The sequence below is a fragment of the Mycobacterium sp. genome, from assembly GCF_032159775.1.
Taxonomy (GTDB): Bacteria; Actinomycetota; Actinomycetes; order Mycobacteriales; family Mycobacteriaceae; genus Mycobacterium.
Genome location: NZ_JAVHWK010000153.1, coordinates 73,033 through 96,588, shown reverse-complemented (window position 1 = coordinate 96,588; position 23,556 = coordinate 73,033). Strand labels below are relative to the sequence as shown.

Annotated in this window: 25 protein-coding genes; 21 read left to right on the top strand and 4 right to left on the bottom strand. The window is 66.5% G+C overall.

Translation table 11 applies throughout. The features are described from left to right. Nucleotides 1-26: 26 nt before the first annotated feature. A complete protein-coding gene (locus QOJ24_RS21210; protein ID WP_526264825.1) occupies nucleotides 27-524 on the bottom strand; it encodes a DUF1990 domain-containing protein in 498 nt (165 codons plus the stop codon). A gap of 38 nt (nucleotides 525-562) precedes the next feature. Here QOJ24_RS21210 and QOJ24_RS21205 point away from each other — a divergent pair, with 38 nt between their 5' ends. The 13 genes from QOJ24_RS21205 (at nucleotide 563) to pdxT (ending at nucleotide 12,038) form a co-directional block, all read left to right on the top strand. Continuing rightward, a complete protein-coding gene (locus tag QOJ24_RS21205) occupies nucleotides 563-1,435 on the top strand; it encodes an aldo/keto reductase (RefSeq protein ID WP_526264823.1) in 873 nt (290 codons plus the stop codon). A 4-nt stretch (nucleotides 1,436-1,439) separates the two neighbouring features. Continuing rightward, nucleotides 1,440-2,054, top strand: coding sequence for a hypothetical protein (locus QOJ24_RS21200; protein ID WP_526264821.1), 615 nt, complete (start codon nucleotides 1,440-1,442; stop codon nucleotides 2,052-2,054). A gap of 4 nt (nucleotides 2,055-2,058) precedes the next feature. Further along, on the top strand, nucleotides 2,059-2,682 hold the full coding sequence (locus QOJ24_RS21195) for a PaaI family thioesterase (RefSeq protein ID WP_526264819.1): 624 nt from the start codon (nucleotides 2,059-2,061) through the stop codon (nucleotides 2,680-2,682). Continuing rightward, nucleotides 2,679-3,113, top strand: a complete 435-nt coding sequence (locus QOJ24_RS21190; protein WP_526264817.1) for a TIGR02611 family protein — start codon at nucleotides 2,679-2,681, stop codon at nucleotides 3,111-3,113. The genes QOJ24_RS21195 and QOJ24_RS21190 overlap by 4 nt, the downstream gene beginning before the upstream one ends. 61 nt (nucleotides 3,114-3,174) lie before the next feature. Then, nucleotides 3,175-5,229 carry a threonine--tRNA ligase gene (thrS, locus tag QOJ24_RS21185; RefSeq protein ID WP_526264815.1) on the top strand — a complete coding sequence of 685 codons (2,055 nt, stop codon included), beginning with the start codon at nucleotides 3,175-3,177 and terminating at the stop codon, nucleotides 5,227-5,229. After that, nucleotides 5,226-5,783 carry an ATP adenylyltransferase gene (locus tag QOJ24_RS21180; RefSeq protein ID WP_526264813.1) on the top strand — a complete coding sequence of 186 codons (558 nt, stop codon included), beginning with the start codon at nucleotides 5,226-5,228 and terminating at the stop codon, nucleotides 5,781-5,783. The genes thrS and QOJ24_RS21180 overlap by 4 nt, the downstream gene beginning before the upstream one ends. Next, nucleotides 5,780-6,463, top strand: a complete 684-nt coding sequence (pgsA, locus tag QOJ24_RS21175) for a phosphatidylinositol phosphate synthase (protein WP_526264811.1) — start codon at nucleotides 5,780-5,782, stop codon at nucleotides 6,461-6,463. The genes QOJ24_RS21180 and pgsA overlap by 4 nt, the downstream gene beginning before the upstream one ends. Further along, complete coding sequence (locus tag QOJ24_RS21170) at nucleotides 6,460-7,413, top strand: phosphatidylinositol mannoside acyltransferase (RefSeq protein ID WP_526264809.1); 954 nt, start codon at nucleotides 6,460-6,462, stop codon at nucleotides 7,411-7,413. The genes pgsA and QOJ24_RS21170 overlap by 4 nt, the downstream gene beginning before the upstream one ends. Next, on the top strand, nucleotides 7,413-8,588 hold the full coding sequence (locus QOJ24_RS21165) for a glycosyltransferase family 4 protein (protein ID WP_526264807.1): 1,176 nt from the start codon (nucleotides 7,413-7,415) through the stop codon (nucleotides 8,586-8,588). Before QOJ24_RS21170 ends, QOJ24_RS21165 begins: the two co-directional genes overlap by 1 nt. Nucleotides 8,589-8,639: 51 nt before the next feature. Then, the gene (locus tag QOJ24_RS21160; protein ID WP_526264861.1) at nucleotides 8,640-9,614 is read left to right on the top strand and encodes an NUDIX hydrolase; all 975 of its coding nucleotides are present in this window, start codon (nucleotides 8,640-8,642) and stop codon (nucleotides 9,612-9,614) included. A 67-nt stretch (nucleotides 9,615-9,681) separates the two neighbouring features. Continuing rightward, nucleotides 9,682-10,596, top strand: coding sequence for a pyridoxal 5'-phosphate synthase lyase subunit PdxS (gene pdxS / locus QOJ24_RS21155; protein ID WP_526264805.1), 915 nt, complete (start codon nucleotides 9,682-9,684; stop codon nucleotides 10,594-10,596). A gap of 9 nt (nucleotides 10,597-10,605) precedes the next feature. Then, the gene (tesB, locus tag QOJ24_RS21150) at nucleotides 10,606-11,445 is read left to right on the top strand and encodes an acyl-CoA thioesterase II (protein WP_526264803.1); all 840 of its coding nucleotides are present in this window, start codon (nucleotides 10,606-10,608) and stop codon (nucleotides 11,443-11,445) included. Next, nucleotides 11,442-12,038, top strand: a complete 597-nt coding sequence (gene pdxT, locus QOJ24_RS21145) for a pyridoxal 5'-phosphate synthase glutaminase subunit PdxT (RefSeq protein WP_526264801.1) — start codon at nucleotides 11,442-11,444, stop codon at nucleotides 12,036-12,038. Before tesB ends, pdxT begins: the two co-directional genes overlap by 4 nt. Nucleotides 12,039-12,041: 3 nt before the next feature. Here the strand turns inward: pdxT and QOJ24_RS21140 are convergent, their stop codons facing one another. Beyond that, nucleotides 12,042-13,178 (bottom strand): GGDEF domain-containing protein, encoded by a 1,137-nt coding sequence (locus tag QOJ24_RS21140; protein ID WP_526264799.1) that lies wholly within the window; start codon nucleotides 13,176-13,178, stop codon nucleotides 12,042-12,044. A gap of 210 nt (nucleotides 13,179-13,388) precedes the next feature. On the opposite strand from QOJ24_RS21140, the gene QOJ24_RS21135 reads away from it, so the two are divergent. The 5 genes from QOJ24_RS21135 to QOJ24_RS21115 all read left to right on the top strand — a co-directional run bounded on the left by QOJ24_RS21135 (nucleotide 13,389) and on the right by QOJ24_RS21115 (nucleotide 16,841). Continuing rightward, a complete protein-coding gene (locus QOJ24_RS21135) occupies nucleotides 13,389-14,147 on the top strand; it encodes a YebC/PmpR family DNA-binding transcriptional regulator (RefSeq protein ID WP_526264797.1) in 759 nt (252 codons plus the stop codon). 86 nt (nucleotides 14,148-14,233) lie between these two features. Further along, nucleotides 14,234-14,788 carry a crossover junction endodeoxyribonuclease RuvC gene (gene ruvC / locus QOJ24_RS21130; protein WP_526264795.1) on the top strand — a complete coding sequence of 185 codons (555 nt, stop codon included), beginning with the start codon at nucleotides 14,234-14,236 and terminating at the stop codon, nucleotides 14,786-14,788. After that, nucleotides 14,785-15,375, top strand: a complete 591-nt coding sequence (gene ruvA, locus QOJ24_RS21125) for a Holliday junction branch migration protein RuvA (RefSeq protein ID WP_526264793.1) — start codon at nucleotides 14,785-14,787, stop codon at nucleotides 15,373-15,375. The genes ruvC and ruvA overlap by 4 nt, the downstream gene beginning before the upstream one ends. Beyond that, nucleotides 15,372-16,433: a Holliday junction branch migration DNA helicase RuvB gene (gene ruvB / locus QOJ24_RS21120; RefSeq protein WP_526264791.1), complete on the top strand. Its 1,062-nt coding sequence runs from the start codon at nucleotides 15,372-15,374 to the stop codon at nucleotides 16,431-16,433. Before ruvA ends, ruvB begins: the two co-directional genes overlap by 4 nt. A gap of 21 nt (nucleotides 16,434-16,454) precedes the next feature. After that, complete coding sequence (locus tag QOJ24_RS21115) at nucleotides 16,455-16,841, top strand: DUF1304 domain-containing protein (protein ID WP_526264789.1); 387 nt, start codon at nucleotides 16,455-16,457, stop codon at nucleotides 16,839-16,841. Nucleotides 16,842-16,854: 13 nt separating this feature from the next. Here QOJ24_RS21115 and car read toward each other — a convergent pair whose 3' ends face one another. Further along, a complete protein-coding gene (car, locus tag QOJ24_RS21110; RefSeq protein ID WP_526264787.1) occupies nucleotides 16,855-20,352 on the bottom strand; it encodes a carboxylic acid reductase in 3,498 nt (1,165 codons plus the stop codon). 236 nt (nucleotides 20,353-20,588) lie between these two features. Here car and QOJ24_RS21105 point away from each other — a divergent pair, with 236 nt between their 5' ends. Next, nucleotides 20,589-20,774: a hypothetical protein gene (locus tag QOJ24_RS21105; RefSeq protein WP_526264785.1), complete on the top strand. Its 186-nt coding sequence runs from the start codon at nucleotides 20,589-20,591 to the stop codon at nucleotides 20,772-20,774. A 155-nt stretch (nucleotides 20,775-20,929) separates the two neighbouring features. On the opposite strand, the gene QOJ24_RS21100 is transcribed toward QOJ24_RS21105, so the two are convergent. After that, nucleotides 20,930-21,352 (bottom strand): hypothetical protein, encoded by a 423-nt coding sequence (locus QOJ24_RS21100; RefSeq protein ID WP_526264783.1) that lies wholly within the window; start codon nucleotides 21,350-21,352, stop codon nucleotides 20,930-20,932. A gap of 181 nt (nucleotides 21,353-21,533) precedes the next feature. Between QOJ24_RS21100 and QOJ24_RS21095 the strand changes: the two genes are divergently transcribed. Together QOJ24_RS21095 and QOJ24_RS21090 are read left to right on the top strand one after the other, a co-directional pair. Further along, on the top strand, nucleotides 21,534-22,163 hold the full coding sequence (locus QOJ24_RS21095; protein ID WP_526264781.1) for a hypothetical protein: 630 nt from the start codon (nucleotides 21,534-21,536) through the stop codon (nucleotides 22,161-22,163). Nucleotides 22,164-22,245: 82 nt separating this feature from the next. Continuing rightward, nucleotides 22,246-23,553, top strand: coding sequence for a sensor histidine kinase (locus QOJ24_RS21090; protein WP_526264859.1), 1,308 nt, complete (start codon nucleotides 22,246-22,248; stop codon nucleotides 23,551-23,553). Nucleotides 23,554-23,556 lie beyond the last annotated feature (3 nt).

The window sequence follows — 23,556 nt, the reverse complement described above, 5'->3', positions numbered from 1 at the left end:
AGTTCGGTGGCGCCGGGCGGCATCCGTTACAGCGCCGTCAGGTACCGGGTCGTGATGACGCGCTGCGCCAACGACGTCACCGGCGAGCCTAGCCTGCTCCACCATGTCGCATGCCGGGAGAACGCGACGACCTCGGCGTTCACCTCGTCGGTCGCGGGGTCGTAGCGAACGGCGAACAACTCCTCACCGGATTCGGGGTGGCCGGGCAGTGTGCCGTAGGCGAACCCGCGACGGTCCGCGTCGTCGATCACGTAGACCACCCGGCACGGCGCGTGCAGCGGGCCGAGGCCGACCAGGACCTCCGAGCCGACGGCGGCGACCTCGCTGCTCGCGTCGACCCGAACGCCCGCCCCGCGCAGCATTCCCCACCGCATGACCTTGGCCGCCGCCTCCTCGAATCGCGGGCGCCCATGGCCGATGACGGCTGACTTGTGCACGTGGTGGTACCCGTCGGGGAGCGGGCCCGCCGTCGCGCCCACCTCGTGGTAGGTCAGGTGCAGGGTCGCCAAGTCGTCCAATCTCACCCTGACACCATGTCATCACCGGGCGTACGGTCTGTGAGGTGACCACTTCAGCCGCCGACCAGGCATCCGGAACCTTCACCCTTGGCGGTGATCTCACCGTCAATCGACTCGGTTTCGGCGCCATGCGAATAACCGGAAAGGGCGTCTGGGGCCCGCCAGACGACCACGACGAATGCATCCGCGTGCTGCGCCGCGCGGTTGAGCTCGGCGTCAACTTCATTGACACCGCAGACTCCTACGGTCCGTATTACTCCGAGGAGTTGATCCGCGAGGCGTTGCATCCCTACGACGGCGTCGTCGTCGCGACGAAGGCGGGGCTGTTGCGCACCGGGCCGGATGACTGGACCCCGCTTGGCTTTCCGGCTTATCTGCGCCAGGAGTGCGAGACAAGCCTGCGGAGGCTGGGTGTGGACACCATCGACCTGTTCCAGCTGCACCGGATCGACGACAACTTCCCCCTGGAGGATCAGGTGGGCGAGCTCGCCGCACTGCAGCAGGAGGGCAAGATTCGCCATATCGGGCTCTCGGAGGTCGGCGTCGAGCAGCTGGAAGCCGCGCAGAAGGTCGCGCCCATCGTGTCGGTGCAGAACATGTACAACCTGACCGCCCGCACCGCCGAACCGGTGCTCGAGGCGTGTGAGGCCCAGTCACTCGGCTTCATCCCGTGGTTCCCGTTGGCGGCTGGGCCGTTGGCCGCACCGGGCGGCCCGCTCGAGCGCCTCGCAGCAGACCATCACGCGTCCGCGTCGCAACTCGCCCTCGCCTGGCTGCTCAAGCGTTCGCCGGTGATGCTGCCGATTCCCGGCACGTCAAAGGTGAGCCACTTGGAACAAAACGTGGCCGCCGCCGAGATCGAGCTCTCCGACGAGGAATTCGAGACGCTGAGCAAGGCCGGCGCTGAATCCGGCTAGCGCAGTGCGGCTGGTTTTCACCGGACACATCGCAGGCGCGGGAAGTGGGTCCGGGCTGCGGATCGTGGTCGGTGCCTGGGACCGTTCGCCGTTCGGCGCGTTCACCGACGTGATGCTGCAAACCGCAGACGACGAACGAGTCCTGCTGGCGCCCGACGACACGATCGCCGACTTCGTGTCGTCGACGTACCGCTTCGACCGGGTGCAACTGGGCGATGTGTCCTCGACGCTCGACGCGCAGCAGCTCACCGTGTCGACAGAAGAGTTCGAGGCCCGGATCCGTCTCGGCGGCCCAGCGCCGGTCGACCGTCTGCTGCGGCTCGTGCCGTCACGGCTGGCGACAGCACCGCGGTGGCTGCGGGCCATCGACCCGGTCGCGGCGCGGGTGGTGCCCGGTGTGCACACCTTCGGGACCGCGGGCAACGGCAGGGTCGAGTACTACGGCGTGCGGCGGTCGCGGCGCATCACAGCGATCGACGGCCACTACCGCGGTGTGTCACTCGACGGCCTCGCGCCGCTGCGACCGCCGGTCAGTTTCGGATTCTCATCGGCACCGTCCGCGCCGCAGATCGTGTCGGTGACCACGACGATCGACGAGTCGGGGAAGGCAATACGGTGAGCGGGTGGCCCCCGACCTCGATGACGCGCATGCCGGTGGCGGGTTCAACCCGCCAGAACCGACGACCCGCGGCGGGGCGGACTACGGCCGGTTCGTCGAAGCCGTCCGCACCCTGCAGGACCACACTCGCGCAGCCGACGCGCCCGACGAGGTGATCAGCAAGGCCGCCGACATGGTCGAAGCGCTCAACCAGCTGCTTGCCCCATACGAAGCCGACGAGTGGACGACACCGTCGGGCAGGCGGATGGACCTCCCCAACCGCGGGAACCTACTGCAGGTGCCGTCGGAGCTGGCGACGGTCGGAGACGAGGTCGACGGTGTGGTGCGGTTCCGCCGCTACCACCTCGGCCGCAACGGAGCAGTTCACGGTGGCGCCCTGGCGCAGATGTGGGATTCGGTGCTCGGGTTCGCGGCCTTTCGGCTGAGTCGCAGCCTCAAGCAGCGCACGGCCTACCTTCACGTGAATTACCGCCAAGTCGTGCCGATCGAAAAGGAGCTGCGGGTCGATTCACGCGTCGACCGTGCCGAGGGCCGCAAGATCTTCGTCACAGGACGGCTCCTCGACGGGGAATCGGTGCTCTGCGATGCGGAGGCGCTGTTCGTGAAGCTCAACCCGGGCCAGCCGTGAACGGCGTCGAATCCAGGTGGTCGCAGACCAAACGGCGCTGGGCACGCTGGCGCGATCGGCTGCGCGAACGGCCCAAGGTCGAATTCGGCTACCGCATCGCGGTCGCGGTCATCGGGCTGGCAGTCCTCGGACTCGGCATCCTTGCGATCCCGTACCCCGGCCCCGGGTGGGCCATCGTGTTCATCGGGCTGGGCATTCTGGCCACCGAATTCGACTGGGCGCGTCGGTGGCTGTCCTATGCCAGGGACCGCTACGACAAGGTCATGGACTGGTTTCACCGCCAAGGAAGGTTCGTCCAGATCCTCGGCGGCCTGTTCACCGCGCTGATCGTCGCCGTGACCTTGTGGCTGCTCGGCGCGCTGGACTGGACCGGGGAGCTCGTCGGGATCGACCATCCTTGGCTGAACAGCCCGATCGGGGTCGGGGACTGACCCGCCGCACCGATAGCATGGTCGCGTTCGTAAACACCCACGAAATCGAAGAGAGTGACCGATGAGCGCCGCCCCCAGTACCGCCCCAGCAGCCCTGATCCGGGTCGCTGCCGGGACGACCGCTGCGGCGGCGGTCCGCGAAGCGGGTCTACCCAGTCGCGGCGCCCCCGACGCGGTCGTGGTTGTCCGTGACGTCGACGGCAGGCTTCGCGACTTGAGTTGGGCGCCCGAGACCGACGTCGAGGTGACGCCGGTCGCCGCTGACACCGAGGACGGGCGCAGCGTCATCCGGCACTCGGCGGCCCACGTGCTGGCCCAGGCCGTCCAGGAGTTGTTCCCCGGCGCCAAACTCGGCATCGGACCGCCGATCACCGACGGCTTCTACTACGACTTCGATGTCGCCGAGGCGTTCACCCCCGAGGACCTGGAGGCGCTGGAGAAGCGCATGCGCCAGATCGTCAAGGACGGCCAGCTGTTCTCCCGGCGGGTCTACGAGTCCAAAGACCAAGCGCGCGAAGAACTCTCCGACGAGCCGTACAAGCTGGAGCTCGTGGACGACAAGTCCGGCGACCCTGAGGTGATGGAGGTCGGCGGTGACGAGCTCACTGCCTACGACAACCTCAATCCCCGTACCCGCGAACGGGTCTGGGGCGACCTGTGCCGCGGCCCGCACATTCCGACGACGAAGTTCATTCCGGCGTTCAAGCTGACCCGCAGTTCGGCCGCGTACTGGCGCGGCAACCAGGAAAACGCGAGTCTGCAACGCATCTACGGCACCGCGTGGGAGTCTCAGGAGGCTCTTGACGCGCACCTGGAACTGCTGGAGGAGGCCGCTAAACGGGATCACCGCAGACTCGGCACCGAGCTGGACCTGTTCAGCTTCCCCGACGAAATCGGCTCGGGGCTGGTGGTCTTCCATCCCAAGGGCGGCATCGTGCGTCGCGAGCTGGAGGACTACTCGCGTCGCAAGCACATCGAAGCAGGCTACGAGTTCGTCAACACCCCGCACATCACCAAGGCCCAGCTGTTCCACACGTCTGGCCACCTGGACTGGTACGCCGACGGCATGTTCCCGCCGATGCACGTCGATGCGGAGTATGACGAGGACGGCACGGTGCGCAAGCCAGGCCAGGACTACTACCTCAAGCCGATGAACTGCCCCATGCACTGCCTGATCTTCCGGTCTCGCGGACGGTCCTATCGCGAACTTCCGTTGCGGCTCTTCGAGTTCGGCACCGTTTACCGCTACGAGAAGTCTGGGGTCGTGCACGGGCTGACCCGGGCGCGCGGGTTCACCATGGACGACTCGCACATCTACACCACCCGTGAGCAAATGCGCGAAGAGCTCACGTCGCTGCTGCAGTTCGTGCTCGATCTGCTCGGCGACTACGGCCTCGAGGACTTCTACCTTGAGCTGTCCACGCGGGACTACGACAAGTCCGTCGGCTCCGACGACATGTGGGAGGAAGCCACAAGCACGCTGGCCGAGGTCGCCGAGGCGTCCGGTCTGGAGCTGATTCCCGATCCAGGTGGCGCTGCCTTCTATGGCCCCAAGATCTCGGTGCAGGCGCGCGACGCGCTCGGCCGCAGCTGGCAGATGTCGACGATCCAGCTGGACTTCAACTTCCCCGAGCGGTTCGACCTGGAATACACCGCCGCCGACGGCAGCAGGCACCGGCCGGTGATGATTCACCGCGCACTGTTCGGGTCGATCGAGCGATTCTTCGGCATCCTCACCGAGCACTACGCGGGCGCGTTCCCGGCATGGCTGGCACCGGTTCAGGCGGTCGGCATCCCGGTCGCCGACGGACACATCGAGTACCTGGAAAGCGTTGCCGAGGAATTGAAGTCGCACGGGATCCGGTTCGAGGTCGACACCAGCGACGACCGGATGGCCAAGAAGATCGTGAACCACACCAACCAGAAGGTGCCGTTCATGCTGCTGGCCGGTGACCGCGACGTCGAGGCAGGCGCGGTGAGCTTCCGGTTCGGCGACCGCAGCCAAATCAACGGCGTGCCGCGCAGCGAAGCTGTCGAGGCGATTGCGAAGTGGATCCGCGATCGCGAAAACGCCGCACCGACGGCGGAATTGGTCAAGGTGGATACGTCGAAGTGACGGGAAACGATGAGCGCGAGGTCGTCGACCACGGGGTGGGCGAGCCTGATCATCTGCAACGCCTGTGGACGCCCTACCGGATGAACTATCTGGCCGAGGCTCCGATGAAGGGCGGGTCGGCGGCATCGACGCAGCCGTTCACCGACATCCCGACCCTGAACGACGAGGACGGTCTGGTCGTCGCGCGCGGCGAACTGGTCTACGTCGTGTTGAACCTGTACCCGTACAACCCGGGCCATTCGATGGTGGTGCCGTACCGGCGGGTGTCCGAGCTCGAGGACCTCTCCACAGAGGAGAGCAGCGAGCTGATGGCGTTCACCCAGAAGGTGATTCGCGTGATGAAGTCGGTGTCGAATCCGCACGGTTTCAACGTCGGGCTCAACCTCGGAAAGTCCGCGGGTGGCTCGCTGGCCGAGCATCTGCACATGCATGTGGTGCCGCGGTGGAGCGGTGACGCGAACTTCATCACGATCATCGGCGGCTCCAAGGTCGTCCCGCAGTTGCTGCGCGAGACCCGTGAGTTGCTGGCCGCGGAATGGGCGAGGCAGCCGTGAGTGACTTCTACCTGATGACCAGGGCGGCGTACGCGAAACTGTCGACGCCGGTCGCCAAGCTCGCGCTGCGAGCAGGTTTCACGCCCGACAGCATCACCATCATCGGCACCGCAGGCGCTGTGGTCGCCGCCCTGACGCTGTACCCGATCGGGCAGCTGTGGTGGGGATCGTTCGCGGTCTCCGTCTTCGTGCTCGCCGACATGCTCGACGGTGCAATGGCCCGCCAGAGCGGCGGCGGCACCCGGTTCGGAGCGGTGCTCGACGCCACCTGCGACCGGATCGGCGACGGCGCTGTGTTCTGCGGCCTGCTGTGGTGGGCGGTGTTCGGGATGCGCAGCACCTCGCTTGCGGTGGCATTGATGATCTGCCTGGTCACCTCGCAGGTGATCTCCTACATCAAGGCCCGCGCCGAGGCCAGCGGCCTGCGCGGTGGCGGCGGGCTCATCGAGCGCCCCGAACGGCTGGTCATCGTGCTCACCGGCGCGGGCCTGTCGGGCGTGCCGTTCCTGCACGTGCCGTGGCTGATTCATGTCGCCGCGTGGTTGCTCGCGGTGGCCAGCGTGATCACGTTGGGTCAGCGCGTGCACACCGTGCGGACCTCGCCGGGCGCGATGGAGCCGCTGCAGAAGGCCGAACCGGATGCCGTGAGCAACTCCGGTGACACCGAGGTGACTGAGTGACGGCCACCCCGACGGGACCACAAGCGACTGGGGAAAGCCGCTTCTCGCTCGGGGGGCAAGTCGCAGATCTCGGTTACGCCGCGGGCTGGCGTGTGGTGCGAGCCATGCCGGAGCTGGTGGCGCGCAACGCATTCGATGCCGGAGCGATCTATGCGTCCCGCAACGGCGGCCCCGCGCAGCTGCGACGCAACCTCGCACGGGTCCTGAAAGTGACCCCCGACAAGGTGCCGAGCGGGCTGATCCGTGCTTCGCTGGCCTCCTACGCCCGATACTGGCGGGAGGCGTTCCGGTTGCCGTCGATGAACAAAGAGAAGCTGCGCGAGCGCATCGAGCCGTGCCTGCTTGGCAGGGAACACATCCGGGCCGGCCTCGACGCAGGGCGAGGCGTCATCATGCCGCTGCCGCACAGCGGGAACTGGGACATGGCCGGTGTGTGGATGGTCGCGCACTTCGGCACGTTCACCACCGTCGCCGAGCGCCTCAAGCCGGAATCGCTGTACCAGCGGTTCATCGACTACCGGGAGAGCCTGGGCTTCGAGATGCTCCCGCTCACCGGCGGTGAGCGCCCGCCGTTCGAGGTGCTCGCCGAACGGCTGCGCGACAACGGCATTGTCTGCCTGATGGCCGACCGCGATCTCACCCGGTCGGGCGTGCAGGTCGACTTCTTCGGAGAGCCGACGCGGATGCCCGCCGGTTCGGCGAAGCTGGCGCTCGAGACGGGTGCCGTCGTACTGCCGACGCACTGCTACAACACGCGTGATAGCTGGGTGTTCGATGTGTCGCCGGCGCTCGACACGTCGTCGGGCGACGTCTCGACCATCACGCAGGCGATGGCCGACCGGTTCGCCAGGGGCATCGCCGCCCATCCGGAGGACTGGCACATGATGCAGCCGCAATGGCTGGCCGACCTGTCGGAGGAGCGACAGGCAAAGCTGAGGGGCGATTCCTGATGCGTATCGGCATGGTGTGCCCGTATTCGTTCGACGTGCACGGCGGCGTGCAATCCCACGTGCTGCAACTCGCGGAGGTCATGCGCGAGCGCGGTCACGACGTCAGCGTGCTGGCGCCGTCATCGCCGCATGTCCAGCTGCCCGACTACGTGGTGTCCGGCGGCAAAGCGGTTCCGATCCCGTACAACGGCTCGGTCGCGCGGTTGCGCTTCGGCCCCGCCACCCACCGAAAGGTCAAACGCTGGCTGACCGAGGGTGAGTTCGACGTGCTGCACCTGCACGAGCCAAACGCGCCGAGCCTCTCGATGCTTGCGTTACAGGCCGCAGAAGGGCCGATCGTCGCGACATTTCACACGTCGACCACAAAGTCATTGACGCTCAGCGTATTTCAAGGTCTTCTCCGGCCGTACCACGAGAAGATCGTCGGGCGCATCGCGGTGTCAGATCTGGCTCGGCGCTGGCAGATGGAGGCGCTCGGCTCGGATGCCGTGCAGATTCCCAACGGCGTCGACGTCGACTCGTTCGCCTCCGCGCCCTGCATGGACGGATACCCGCGTCCCGGCAAGTCGGTGCTGTTCCTCGGCCGGTTCGATGAGCCCCGCAAGGGGATGGACGCGCTGATCAAGGCTCTTCCGGCTTTGGTCGAGCGATTCCTCGACATCGAGATACTCATCGTCGGCCGCGGCGACGAGGACGAACTGCGGGAGGAAGTCGGGGACCTGGCCGGGCATCTGCGTTTCCTCGGCCAGGTCGATGACGCGGCCAAGGCGTCCGCGATGAGAAGCGCCGACGTCTACTGCGCGCCGAACACCGGCGGGGAGAGCTTCGGGATCGTGTTGGTCGAAGCGATGGCCGCGGGCACCGCGGTGGTGGCCAGTGACCTCGACGCGTTTCGCCGGGTGCTGGAGGACGGGAAGGCCGGCCGGTTGGTTCCGGTCGGCGACGTCGAAGGCCTCGCCGCCGGCCTCATCGAGGTGCTCGAGAACGACGCGGTGCGCGATCGCTTCATCGACGCCGCGGCCGGCGCGGTCCACCAATACGACTGGTCGGTGGTGGCCGGCCAGATCCTGCGGGTGTACGAGACCGTCGCGGGGGCAGGGGCCAAGGTCCAGGTGGCCGGCACGTCAGGTAAGAGCGTCGGAGGCAGGAGCGTCGTGACCCGAGGAGTCAGCTAGGTGACCTGGCTTGTGGTCACGGCCCTGCTGGTGCTGCTGGCGGTGCTGCTGATGGTGGGTGTCTGGGCGTATCAGACCGCACACCGGCTGGACCGGCTGCACGTCCGATACGACCTCTCATGGCAGGCACTCGACAGCGCGCTGGCCCGTCGCGCCGTCGTCGCGCGTGCCGTCGCAGTCGACGCCTACGGTGCAGGTCCGGAGGGCAGGCGTCTCGCGGCGCTGGCAGGCGCCGCCGAGCAGACACCCAGAGCAGGCAGGGAGGCGGCCGAGAACGAGTTGTCGGCAGCGCTCGCGCTCGTCGACCCGGTGTCCCTGCCGGTGGCGCTCGTCGCCGAACAGGCCGACGCGGAGGCGCGGGTGACCCTGGCCCGCCGATTTCACAACGACGCGGTGCGCGACACACTCGCGCTGCGTGAGCGACCCGCAGTGCGCCTGCTCCGGCTTGGTGGAACGGCCGCGCTGCCAACCTATTTCGAGATTGCAGAACAGTCCGACCGTGACGTCGGCGTGGTCAGCCGTCGCACGTCGGCCCGGGTGGTGCTGCTGGACGAAGGTGGGGCGGTTCTGCTCTTCTGCGGGTCGGACCCCGCCAACGAGGACGGGCAGGCGCCGCGCTGGTGGTTCACCGTGGGAGGAGCGGCTCAGCCGGGGGAGACGCTGGCCGAGGCCGCGGCCCGCGAGCTGGCAGAAGAGACCGGACTTCACGTCGAGCCCACCGCCATGGTCGGGCCCGTGTGGCGGCGGGATGCGGTGATCGACTTCAACGGGTCGGTGATCCGCAGCGAGGAGATGTTCTTCGTGCACCGAACGCGCCGGTTCGAACCGTCCGCCTCGGGCCGCACGGCGCTGGAACGGCGCTACATTCACGGTCACCGCTGGTGCGATGAGACAATGATCGACGAGCTGGTCGCCAAGGGGGAGACCGTCTACCCGCTGCAGCTCGGCGACTTGCTCTCCGACGCGAACTCCCTGGCCGATGGCCTGAGCGCCGGGTCGCAACGGCAGTTGCAGTCGATCCGGTGATGTGCGGAATCTTTTGTATTTGCCGCCTCCCTTAGACTGGATCAGTAGCCATTGGGAGGAGATAGCAGTGGAAACCGCAGCCGGACCGAACGGGGCAGGCGGTCAGACGGGCACCGCGCGCGTCAAGCGCGGCATGGCCGAGATGCTCAAGGGCGGCGTGATCATGGATGTGGTCACCCCCGAGCAGGCCCGTATCGCCGAGGGCGCGGGCGCCGTCGCGGTGATGGCGCTGGAGCGCGTTCCGGCCGACATCCGTGCCCAGGGCGGGGTGTCGCGGATGAGCGACCCCGACATGATCGAAGGCATCATCTCGGCGGTCACCATCCCGGTGATGGCCAAGGCCCGCATCGGCCACTTCGTGGAGGCGCAGATCCTGCAGAGCCTCGGTGTCGACTACGTCGACGAGTCCGAGGTGCTCACCCCGGCCGACTACACCCACCACATCGAAAAATGGAAGTTCACCGTGCCGTTCGTCTGCGGCGCGACGAATCTGGGCGAGGCGTTACGCCGTATCTCCGAAGGTGCGGCGATGATCCGCAGCAAGGGTGAGGCGGGCACCGGCGACGTGTCCAACGCGACGACACACATGCGGGCAATAGGCGGCGAGATCCGGCGGCTCTCTTCGCTGGCTGAGGACGAGTTGTTCGTTGCGGCAAAGGAATTGCAGGCACCGTACGATCTCGTCGCCGAGGTGGCGCGCGCAGGCAAGCTGCCGGTGACGATGTTCACCGCCGGTGGCATCGCCACCCCGGCCGACGCCGCGATGATGATGCAGCTCGGCGCCGAGGGTGTCTTCGTCGGCTCGGGCATCTTCAAGTCCGGCGACCCCGCGTCGCGGGCCGCCGCGATCGTCAAGGCGACCACCTTCTACGACGACCCCGACGTGCTGGCCAAGGTGTCGCGTGGGCTGGGGGAGGCCATGGTGGGCATCAACGTTGAGGAGATCGCCGCCCCGCATCGGCTCGCCGAGCGGGGATGGTAGTAAGTCTGCATGGCGATCGAGGAGATCCTTGATCTCGAACAGCTCGAGATCAACATCTACCGCGGTGGCGTGTTCAGCCCCGAATCGGGCTTTCTGCAACGGACATTCGGCGGTCACGTAGCGGGTCAGTCCCTTGTCTCTGCGGTGCGGACCGTCGACCCCAACTTTCAGGTGCACTCATTGCACGGGTACTTCCTGCGGCCCGGCGATGCCCAGGCGCCCACCGTCTTCATCGTCGAGCGCCTGCGGGACGGCGGTTCGTTCGTCACGCGGCGTGTGAACGCGATCCAGCACGGCGAGACCATCTTCTCGATGTCGGCGTCGTTTCAGACAGACCAGAGCGGAATCGAACACCAGGACGCCGCACCGTTCGCGGTGCCGCCCGACGACCTGCCCAATTTCATTTCCAAGGGCGGTGTGTTCGACGACGCCGGATTCCAGCAGTTCGCCGAATGGGACGTCCGGATCGTCCCGCGTGATCAGCTCAAACTGCTGCCCGCCAAGGCATCTCAACAGCAGGTGTGGTTCAGGCACCGCGACCCGCTGCCCGATGATCCGGTGCTGCACATCTGCGCGCTGGCGTACATGAGCGACCTCACGCTGCTGGGTTCGGCGCAGGTCAACCACATCGAGGAGCGCAAGCACCTGATGGTGGCGTCGCTGGATCACGCGATGTGGTTCATGCGGCCGTTCCGCGCCGACGAATGGCTGCTCTACGACCAGTCTTCGCCGTCGGCGTCCGGTGGCCGGTCGCTGACGCAGGGCAAGATCTTCACTCGCACGGGCGAAATGGTGGCGGCCGTCATGCAGGAAGGGCTGACCCGCTACAAGCGTGACTTCACGCCATGAGCGCACCTCTGATCGGCGTGCTGGCGCTTCAGGGCGACACCCGCGAACACCTGGCCGCACTGCGTGAAGCGGGCGCCGACGCGATCACCGTCCGCCGGCGCGGTGAACTCGACGCCGTCGACGCACTGGTCATACCGGGTGGCGAGTCCACAACGATGACGCACCTGTTGCGCGAATTCGACCTGCTCGAGCCGCTTCGATCGCGGATCGCCGATGGCATGCCGGCCTACGGCTCGTGCGCCGGAATGATCCTGCTGGCCGACGAGATACTCGATGCCGGTGTTGCGGGCCGTGACGCCGCACCGCTGAAGGGCATCGATATGACGGTGCGGCGCAACGCCTTCGGTCGGCAGGTCGATTCCTTCGAGGGCGACATCGAGTTCGAGGGTCTGGACAGCGCGGTGCATGCGGTGTTCATCCGGGCGCCGTGGGTGGAGCGGGTGGGTCCCGACGTCCGGGTGCTCGGCCGGGCCGCCGACCATATCGTCGCGGTCCGTCAGGGCCAAACGCTGGCGACGGCTTTTCATCCCGAGATGACCGGCGATCGCCGCATCCACCGACTGTTCGTCGACATCGTCACCGGCCGTGCCTAGCGGTTAGGCGAGCTCCTCGTTGTCGAGCCACTCGTCGCCGCCGGGATCGTCGAGAACGGTCAGTGTGGGGCTTCGAACATAGGTGACCTGGTTGCCGCCGCACTTGCGTGACTCGTACATCGCGTTGGTGGCGATGGACAGAAGCTCATCGAGCACATCGTGGGGCGGCAACTGCACCAGCGGCGCAAGGGCGGTGGTGACCACCCCGATGCTGGCCGACAGGCGAGACGGTGAACCGGAAACGGTGCCGCGAACGCGTTCGACGAGTGCCGACGCGTCGTCGCTGTCGAAGAGGTCCCCGATCACGAACTCCGAGTCGGCGATGTGTGCCAGCACCGCGTCGCGTCGCGCGGTTTCGCGGAGTCGGGCCGCGATCTCGACCCTGGCCCGGTTGGATCCGGTGAGGCCAGAGAACTCGCCGACCAATGAGAAGGTGTCCAGGTTGACCACGGCGATGGCCAGGAAGCGGTCGTCGCCGCGACTACGCGACGCCAGCAGGGTGGTGGCTTTCTCGTAGAAGCCGTCTCGGTTGAACAGTCCGGTCAGCGGTTCGAAGTTCTCGTGCAATATGTCGGCGTCCACGAGCCAGATCGACGCTTTTCCGGTGAGCGATACGAACATCACGATGAATCCGACAAGAAGCACCGAAGAGACGGCGAACGCGATATCGGTGGCGGCCAATTTGTAGCCGAGAACAATCAGAGTCGCGCCGGTGACCACCCAACTGACCGTCAGCCACTGAGTGGTGTGGAAAACCGCGGCGTAAATGCAGACGAGGGTGAATGCGGTGGCACCGAACAGCCCGGCCAGCGGATCGGCCTGGATCAGGCACGAAATGGCGACGCACAACGACCCCAGGCATACGGATATTCGGGACTCGAGGGCGCTCGGCCAGCGGCCCCTCAGCCATAAAACCGTCATGCCCCAGCAACAGACCGTGACCGCAACCGCGAGGATCTGGTTGCGCGGGCCGTGCGGACCGGTGGGGCTCCAGATCAACGTTATCGAAATCGCGCTCAGTCCGAATATGACCAGCGCAATCAAGCGGCAGGTGGTTTTCTGCAGTCCGCGGGTGGCGAGAAAAGCGGTGAGCCAATAGTAGTGATCGAGGCCGTGCCACCATCGCTGCGCCGTGTTCATCGGCGAATCGATCGTGGCGCACAGGGCATTTACGCAGGGTAGCAATCCAGTAAAGGCACTACCCCCTGTCCTACCGTAATAACTTCCCATCATTGCAGCCGCCCGAGCAATTGCTCATCGGAGGGTAAGGCCCGGTAAACCCGCCCACGTAGACTCGTTGATCGGACTTATCGTCGTAAGACAGGTTGTAGTGAAAGAGGTAGTACCTGCATGAGCGGCCATTCCAAGTGGGCCACCACGAAGCACAAGAAGGCGATCATCGACGCCCGGCGGGGCAAGAACTTCGCCAAGCTGATCAAGAACATCGAGGTGGCGGCGCGAACCGGTGGCGGCGACCCGGCCGGCAACCCGACGCTGTACGACGCCATCCAGAAGGCGAAGAAGACCTCGGTGCCCAACGACAACATCGAGCGAGCCCGCAAGCGCGGCGCCGGCGAGGAGGCGGGCGGCGCCGACTGGCAGAACATCACCTATGAGGGATACGGCCCCAACGGCGTGGCGGTTCTGGTCGAATGCCTGACCGACAACCGCAACCGCGCCGCCGGTGAGGTGCGCGTCGCGATGACACGCAACGGCGGCAACATGGCCGATCCCGGTTCGGTGTCGTATCTGTTCTCCCGTAAGGGCGTCGTCACGCTGGAGAAGAACGGGCTCACCGAAGACGATGTGCTCACCGCGGTGCTCGAGGCGGGCGCCGAGGAGATCAACGATCTTGGTGACAGCTTTGAGATCCTCTCCGAGCCCAACGATCTCGTTGCGGTGCGCACGGCACTGCAGGATGCGGGCATCGACTACGAATCGGCCGAGGCCAGCTTCCAGCCGTCGGTGACGGTGCCCGTCGACCTCGATGCCGCCCGAAAGGTGCTCAGGCTGGTCGACGCGCTGGAGGACAGCGACGACGTGCAGGACGTCTACACCAACATCGACATCCCGGACGACGTCGCCGCCCTTCTCGACGAAGACGACTGACCTCGCAGGCGCGTGTCTTTCCCCGGTGACGTCGGTCAACCGCGCTAGGCTGCCGTCGAACAGGTGTTCACGTGAAGGGGTTTGACGTGCGCGTAATGGGAGTCGATCCCGGGTTGACGCGCTGCGGGCTCTCCGTGATCGAAAGCGGGAGTGGCCGGCAGGTCATCGCGCTTGACGTCGACGTCGTCCGAACACCGTCGGACGCTCCGCTGCACCAGCGCCTGCTGATCATCAGCGACGCGGTGGAGCACTGGATGGACACCCACAGCCCGGAGGTCGTGGCGATCGAGCGGGTGTTCTCCCAGCAGAACGTCTCGACGGTGATGGGCACCGCCCAGGCGGGCGGGGTGGTGGCGCTGGCCGCCGCCAAACGCGGCATCGACGTTCACTTCCACACGCCCAGCGAGGTGAAGGCCGCGGTCACTGGCAACGGCAACGCCGACAAGGCCCAGGTCACCGCGATGGTGACCAGAATCCTCACGCTGCAGACCAAGCCGACACCGGCGGACGCTGCCGACGCGCTGGCGCTCGCCATCTGTCACTGTTGGCGCGCGCCGATGCTGGCGCGGATGGCGGAGGCCGAAGCCATGGCCGCCGAACAGAAGAAGAAGTACCGGGCACGACTCAAGGCGGCACGATGATCTCATCCATTCGCGGGGAAGTTCTCGACGTGGCACTCGACCATGTCGTCATCGAGGCGTGCGGTGTCGGGTATCGCGTCAACGCGACGCCATCCACACTGTCCACTCTTCGGCGCGGAACCGAAGCCCGCCTGGTGACCGCGATGATCGTGCGTGAGGACTCGATGACGTTGTTCGGTTTCGCCGACTCCGACGCACGGGACCTGTTCACCACGTTGCTGTCGGTGTCGGGCGTCGGACCCAAGATCGCGCTGGCCACCCTCGCCGTCCACGACGCGCCCGCATTGCGGCAGGCGCTGGCCGACAGCGACGTGACGGCATTGACCCGGGTTCCGGGGATCGGCAAGCGCAGCGCCGAACGGATGGTGCTCGAGCTTCGCGACAAGGTCGGGCCGACCGGTGCCGCGGTCGGGTTGCCCGCCGTCAACGGCCACGCGGTGCGCGGTCCCGTGGTGGAAGCCCTTGTCGGACTTGGCTTCGCGCTCAAGCATGCCGAGGAAACCACCGACAAGGTACTCGCCAACGAGCCCGAGGCGAACACCTCGACGGCGTTGCGCTCGGCGCTCTCGCTGCTGGGGAACAGATGAGCCGCTTCACTGAAGACGAGGAATCGGAGGACCGCGAGGTCTCTGCGGCGCTGACCGTCGGTGAGGGTGACATCGACGCCAGCCTGCGGCCGCGGACGCTCGGTGAGTTCATCGGGCAGGCGCGGGTCCGCGAACAGCTGCAGCTGGTCATCGAGGGCGCCAAGAACCGCGGCGGCACACCGGATCACATCCTACTGTCCGGTCCACCGGGGCTCGGCAAGACCTCGCTGGCGATGATCATCGCCGCCGAACTGGGCTCGTCGCTGCGGGTGACGTCGGGTCCCGCGCTGGAGCGAGCGGGTGACCTCGCCGCGATGCTGTCCAACCTGGTCGACGGCGACGTGTTGTTCATCGACGAGATTCACCGCATCGCGCGGCCCGCCGAGGAGATGCTGTACCTGGCGATGGAGGACTTCCGCGTCGACATCATCGTCGGCAAAGGCCCTGGCGCAACATCGATCCCGCTCGAGGTGGCGCCGTTCACCCTCGTCGGCGCCACCACCCGGTCGGGTGCCCTCACCGGCCCACTGCGTGACCGCTTCGGGTTCACCGCGCACATGGACTTTTACGAACCCGCCGAGCTGGAGCGCGTGCTGACGCGCTCGGCCGGCATCCTCGGTATCGAGCTCGTTGCCGACGCAGGAACCGAGATCGCCCGCCGGTCACGGGGAACGCCGCGCATCGCCAACCGGCTGCTGCGCCGGGTGCGCGACTACGCCGAGGTTCGCGCCGACGGCGTGATCACGCGCGACATCGCGAAGTATGCGCTCGCGGTCTACGACGTCGACGAGCTCGGCCTCGACCGGCTGGACCGCGCCGTGCTGACGGCGCTGACTCGTAGTTTCGGCGGCGGACCGGTGGGTGTCTCCACGCTCGCGGTCGCGGTCGGCGAGGAGGCCACCACGGTCGAGGAGGTGTGCGAGCCGTTCCTGGTGCGCGCCGGAATGCTCGCCCGCACGCCGCGGGGCCGCGTTGCCACTCCGAAGGCGTGGACGCACCTCGGTATGACCCCGCCCAGCGGGGTGCCCGGGCTTGGGCAGCACGGCCTGTTCGAGTAGCGAAACAGCATAGGAGTCGCAATGATCACCGCCGCACTGATTTTCGCGGGGCTCGCCGCACTGTTGCATGTCTACATCTTCGTGATGGAGTCGCTGACGTGGACGTCTGCACGGACCCGCGCTACGTTCGGCACCACGCAGGAGGAGGCCGAGACCACCAAGCTGCTGGCTTTCAACCAAGGCTTCTACAACTTGTTCCTTGCGATCGTGACGGCCGTCGGCGTCGTCGCCATCTGCATGGGGCACACCGCAGTAGGTGCCGCCCTGGTCTTCACGGGCGTCGGCTCGATGGTGGCAGCGGCAGCCGTGCTGCTCGCATCATCACCGGACAAGGCGCGCGCCGCCGTCACGCAGGGCACGTTCCCCTTGATCGCCGTCGTGCTGCTGGCTCTCGGTCTGGCGACCTGACGCAGTCAGCGGGTCACAGCAGCCCAAGCAGCTGCAGGTCGGTGACGTACTTGACGATGACCTGCGGGGTGACATGCGGGATGTCCTTGTCCGAGCCGACCCTTGCGCTCCGCACAGCGGCGCGGAAACGGTCCGTCGGCGCGATCGACCCGCCGATGGGCTTCTCCGGCCGCTGATAGTTGTGCAGCAGCGGTAACAGCGACGCCTGCCGCTGCCGTTCGGGCAGTGCACGTATCGCCGTCTCGAACCGCTTCAGCCATGCCGCGTAGTCGCCCACTCGCTGGACGGGGTAGCCGGCGGCGATCAGCCAGTCGACGAACTCGTCGAGCCCGACACCATCGTCGTACGGGTTCATCACGTGGTAGGTCTCGAACCCGTCGACGACGCCCGCACCCAATGTGGATATCGCCTCGGCGATGAACTCCACCGGCAGGCCGTCGTAGTGTGCCCGCTGCCGGTGCCCACCCTCGTCGAGTTCGTAGAACGAATCCGGCGCGATCCCGGTGGCGACGAGGCTCAGCATCATGCGGGTGAACATGTCCGGCAGGTTGAGCTGACCGGCATAGCTGGTGTCGGCGAGGATCATGTCGCAGCGGAACACCGAAACCGGCAGGCCGCACAGGTCGTGCGCCTCGCGGAGAAGCACTTCGCCGGCCCACTTGCTGTTCGAATATCCATTGGCATAGCTGTCGTCGACGCTGCGGGTGGCGCTGACGATCCGGATGTCCGCGTCCTCGGTGAACCGTCCCGGCGCGATGCCAGCACCGACGCCGATGGTCGACACGTAGGCGAACGGTTTGATCCGTGTTGTGAGCGCGATGCGGATGAGCTCGGCGGTGCCGAGCGCGTTGGGCCCGAAGAGCTGGTCGTAGGGCAACACGTGGTTGACCAGGGCGGCCGGGTCGACGATCAGGTCGACGGTGTCGGCGAGCCGTTGCCAGCGCTCTGTATCGAGCCCGAGGTTCGCCTCGCCCTTGTCGCCCGCGATCACCTCGAGATGTTCTGCCGCCAGACGGCTGTACAGGCGCAGCAGTTCGGGATCACCGCTGTCGAAGATGGCATCGAGGCGTCGGCGGGCCGCGCCGTCGTCCTTCGCGCGGACCAGACAGATCACCTTTCCGCCGACCAGGTCCATCCGCTGCAGCCACTCCAGGGCGAGATAGCGACCGAGGAATCCGGTTGCGCCGGTGAGCAATACGGTCTTGATCTCGGCGCTCGGACCCGGCAACGACGGGGCCGCGGCGAGCGTCTCGGCGTCGATGAACTTGTCCAGCGTCAGATCGGCGGCGTGTGCCTCGGTGGCACCGCGACCGTGCACCGATGCGAATGTCGGGCGCTTCGCGCCGGGTCGGCGTTCGGTCTCGATGTAGGCGGCGATCGCGGCCAGATCGCTGGCGGGGCTGACGATGACGCCGACGGGCACCTCGATGTCGAAGATGTCGTGCAGCAGGTTGGCAAACGTCAACGCCGACAGCGAATCACCACCGAGGTCGGTGAAGTGGACGTCCGCCGCCACGTCTGCGGCCGTCGCGCCGAGCAACGCACCCGCAGCGCGGATCACCGTGTCGAGCACTGGGACCTCGGCACCGCTTTGTCGGAGTGCGCGCAATTCGTCGGCCTGCCCTTCGGCGAGCTCCCAATAGAGCTGCTCGAGGCGGTCACCGTAGTGCTCTTTGAGCTTCGGTCTTGCCAGCTTGCGGATGCCGGTCAGCAGGCCGTTCTCCAGGGTGAACGGTGTCTCCTCGATGAGGAAGTCGCGCGGAATCTCGTAGGACTGCAACCCAGCGGCCTTCGCCACATCCTGAAGCGATTCGCCGACAACCGCTTTGAGCTCCGGCGCATCGTAGTGTGAGAGCGCCTCGACGGTCGGGACGACGACTGCCAGAAGGTAGGACCTGGCGCTGTTGCCGTACACATAGATCTGCCGGATCAGCGGGCTGTCGCCGAATGCTGCTTCCAGCTTGGAGACGGCGACGAACTCGCCCTGCGAGAGCTTGAGCACGTTGTTGCGGCGATCCAGATACACCAACTGGTCAGGGCCCGTCTCGGCGACGATATCTCCGGTGCGGTAGTAGCCGTCGTCGTCGAACACCTCCGCGGTCACTTCGGGCCGCTTGTAATAGCCGGGAATGATGGTGGCGCTCTTGACGAGCAGTTCGCCACGGGGATGGGGCCGGTCGGTGCTGAAGTAACCGAGGTCGGGCACATCGGCCAGCTTGTAGTCGATCACCGGTGGTCGTTGAATGTGCCCGTCGACGAACAGCGCACCTGCCTCGGTCGAGCCGTAGCCGTCGATCAGGTGCATGTCGAGCAGCGTCTCGACGAACGATTTCATCTCGGGAGACATCGGCGCCGAACCCGTCATCGCCATCACGTACCGGCCCCCGAGCAGGCGCGTACGCGCATCGGCGAGAACCGCGGCCTCACCGGAGGTGCCGCGGTCCAATTCGCTCTGGACGTGGGCGAAGATCATGTCCCACACGCGCGGGACGAAATTCAACTGCGTGGGCCGAACCAAGGCGAGGTCGTCCAGGAACGTCGAAAGGTCGCTCTTGGCAGCGAAGTACACCGTGCCACCAGCACCGAGGGTGCCGTACAGCATGCCCCGCCCCATCATGTGGCTCATCGGCATGAAGCTCAAGGTGATCGACGGGTGAACGCCTTCGTCACCCCAGGTTCCCCTGACCGACCGGCGCCACGAGTTGGCGACCAGCCGTTCGGGGTACATCGCGCCCTTCGGCGTGCCCGTGCTCCCCGAGGTGTAGACGAGCAACGTCAGCGGGTCGGGGTCGTCGGCGATGAACGGCGCCACCGCGGGACGTCGGGCTCCGCGCGCAGCGACGTCCGCCAGGGTTTCGACAACGACCGGGCTACGGGCTTGCGCCAGACGCGTTTTGGCGGCTTCCAGCGCGTCACGGTGGTCGTCGACCGCGGGCAGGTAGTCGAATACGATCAGGCGAGCCGGCGCGAAGCCGGTGAGGACCAGTTCCACTGCGTCGCCGAGATAGTCGACGCTCGACGCGATGAGCGTCGGCTCTGTTTCGGAGATGATCGGACGCAACTGCCCGACGGGCGCGCTTGTCTGCAGCGGCACGGCGACCGCGCCGAGGCCGATCAGCGCGATGTCGACGCAGGTGTAGTCGACACTGGTGAAACCGAGCAGAGCGACGCGGTCTCCCGGGCGTACCGGGTCACTGGCCAAGGCGTTGACGATGGCCTGGACGCGTTCGGAGAGCTCGGCGTAGGAAATGGTGTCAAAGCGAGGGAGTAGCTCGGCGGAGGTCCGGCCGGTGTCGGGGTCGGTGTGCAACTCGACTGCTCGGGCGCCGAGGGCAGGGCGCTTCGCGTAGCCGTCGAAAACGGTCTCTACGAGATGCGGCAGCCGAAGTTCCGGTCGTTCGACGGCCGCTGAGATCGCCTCGTCGGGGCTCGCGGCGGCGAACTGTGGATCGGTGGCTAACAGGTTGGCGATGCGGCGTTCGAGTCGCTCGTCGCGGGTATCAATCGGCATCGAAAGTCCTCAGAAATAACCGGAAAAGGATGACGCGACGCTGCGCCTACAGGTACTACGTTAGCAAGGCTAACGTTATTCCCGCTAACTCGTGAGCCTGGCTATCTGCTGTGAATCTCGACGCTCTCGGCCGGCGAGTTCGATTCCCACCAGCGCGTTTCGCCTCGTACATCGCCACATCGGCGGCGTCCACGAGGCGGTCGACCACCGTCCTGGTGTCGAGGTCGTCTCTGCTGATGCTCGCGACGGACGCTTGCCGTTGCGCCCCAGGGAATCGCGGCGGCTTCCTGCCGCAATCGTTCTGCGATCGTCTGCCCTTCCCCGGACTGCGTCATCTCGGCGATCAGGAATTCCTCGCCGCCGACGCGCGCGATGACCGCGCGCCTTCGATCATGATCACCGAGAGATACGGCTCCGTGTGAGCAGACCCTCTGGTGAGTTCGCGGACGGAACGGTAGAAGCCGCGGCGGTTCCTCAGTCCGGTAAGGGGATCGGTGTGCGACTTCAGCGCGTCGTCGCCGAGGAGATGGACGAGAACATGGACGGAACGGGACGGCTAGGACGCCGACGGCGATGATCAGCAGCGCGGCCAACGCGCGAGCACGCTTTCCGACGCCGCCAATTGCACGGCACAGGCGATCGACGTTGCTGTCGCGGTCGTCAGCACCAGGGCGAGGTAGCGGCTGGTGTGGAAGAAGGCGACGTAACCGGCGAGTGCCGCGAACGCGGTGCAGCCCAGCAGCGACATCCCAGGAGTGGTGTACACCAGCAGGCAGGTCGCGGCGATGCCTGCGTTGGACACCACAATGAAGACAACAGACTGTCGCCTGCGGGGCCAGCGGGTCGACCACATGGTTGCCATCGCGGCACAGCATGCAATGACCAGCACGCTGATTGCCTGGCCGATGGGTCCGGTCGGGCCGAAGGGCGTCCACATGATCAACAACAGCACGGCGCCGAGTGAGGCAACGACAGCCGCCATCATGTAGCGCGTGAACACTCGAACGTTTCGGTGGCCCAGGTAACCGGATAACCAGCGTTAAAGGTCGGGCTGCGCCCACCACTTCCTCACCCAGCCCACTTGCGAAGTCTAAAGGACGTTTGCTGGTTGCGGACGCAGCAATTTCCGGTTGGCCGACGGGGGGTCCGGGTACCCCTTTGTCGACCCGAGGAGGCGCCCGATGAGAGATGAACACGTACCCGCCGGCGGCAGGCTGCAGATGCCCCGCAGCCGCGGCGCGGCAAGCGGCTTTCTACTGATACTGCTCGGCATCTGGGGTGCGCTCATCCCATTCGTCGGGCCGCTGTTCAACTTCGCCTTCAGCCCCGACCGCGAGTGGGTATGGACGGCTGCGCGCGGCTGGCTGGAAGTGCTGCCCGGCTTGGCGACGGTTGTGGGCGGACTCTTGCTTTTGAGCTCGCGCAACCGGTTCACCGCCATGCTCGGCGCCTGGCTGACCGTGTTCGCAGGCGCGTGGTTCGTCGTGGGGCGGGCGCTCGCTGGCCCCTTGGGACTCGGAGACGTCGGGACTCCGATCGCGGCGACCGAGTCCGGGCGGGTCGGCCTCGAGTTGGCGTACTTCTACGGGCTGGGTGCCCTGATCATCTTCCTCGGTGGGATTGCCCTGGGCAGGCTGTCCATCCGTAGCGCCCGCGACGTCCGTTACGCGGAGCGCTCGGCGATGACGACGACAGAGCCGGTGGCGTCGGACGAAGTGACGGAAATCCGGCCGGCCGACGAGGAGCCGCAGCCGCGGCGCCGCACCTTGGGCGGCATGTTCGGCCGCGGCGACCGACTCGCCCACCGCTAGTCACTTTGCGTCTGCCCCCGCGGGGTGGCACTGTGCCGTAGTGCGCCTCGTCCAACGCCTCTACCAGCAGCTGGCGCGCGTCATGTCGCTGCGCATCATCGTCATCGTCGCCGCCCTCTCGGTCGTCGCGCTGGTCATCATTCTCGGGGCCTGGGTCTGGTTCGGCGTCACCAACGACCAGTACAGCCAGCTCGACCGCCGGCTCGATTCGGTCAGCAGCCTCGGCGACATCAGCTCACTACTGCGCAGCTCCGAGAGCCTGAACCTCGTCCAGCCGTCTGGAAACGGAGAGCTTGTGCGGACGGCACGCGTCGACGGTGTCACTGTCTCGCTGCCCAAAGACATCGTCCTGCCGCAGTTCGACAACGGCTATGTCAGCACGACGATCGACGGTGTGGAGTACCGGGTCCGCACATTCACCGCCGGAAAGGCGTCGATTGCCGTCGGCGCTCCGCTTGCCGAAACACTAAGGCGGATAGACGAATTGCACCGACGTGTGCTGCTGATCTGTGGCGGAGTCATCGTCGCGACTCTATTGGTCGCCTCGGTGCTGTGGCTGATCATGATCAACCCCTTTCGCGTGCTCGCCGAGCAGGCCCGGGCGATCAACGCGCAGTCCAACCCTGACGAGGTGAAGGTGCGCGGGGTTCAGGAGGCGGTCGAGATCGCCGAGGCGGTCGAGGGCATGCTCGCCCGCATCGGCGACGAACAGCAGCGCACCAGGGCCGCACTGGAGTCCGCGCGGGATTTCGCGGCCGTCGCTTCCCACGAACTCCGCACGCCGTTGACCGCGATGCGGACCAACCTCGAGGTGCTTTCCACGCTCGACCTTCCCGACGAGCAACGCAGAGAGGTGATCGACGACGTGATCCGCACCCAGACACGGATCGAGGCGACGCTCTCCGCGCTGGAGCGGCTGGCCCAGGGAGAGTTGACTACCGTCGCAGACTTCGTCCCTGTCGACATCACCGACCTCCTCGATCGCGCCGCCCACGACGCCATGCGTAATTATCCCGACCTCGACGTGTCGCTCGCGTCGCCCACCACCGTGCTGATGGTCGGGATGCCTGCAGGCCTGCGGTTGGTCATCGACAACGCGATCACCAACGCCGTCAAGCACGGCGGGGCCACCGAAATCCGCCTGGCCGCAATCAGTTCCACCGACGGTGTCGAGATCACGGTCGACGACAACGGACTGGGCGTACCCGAAGAGGAACGGCGCGCCGTCTTCGACCGGTTCTCCCGCGGATCGACGGCGGCACGGTCGGGCTCCGGTCTCGGCCTCGCGCTGGTGGCCCAGCAGGCAGAGATCCACGGCGGAACGGCCGGGCTCGAGAGGAGTCCGATGGGCGGTGCCCGGCTGCTGCTACGGCTGCCGCCGCCAAGCTGACCG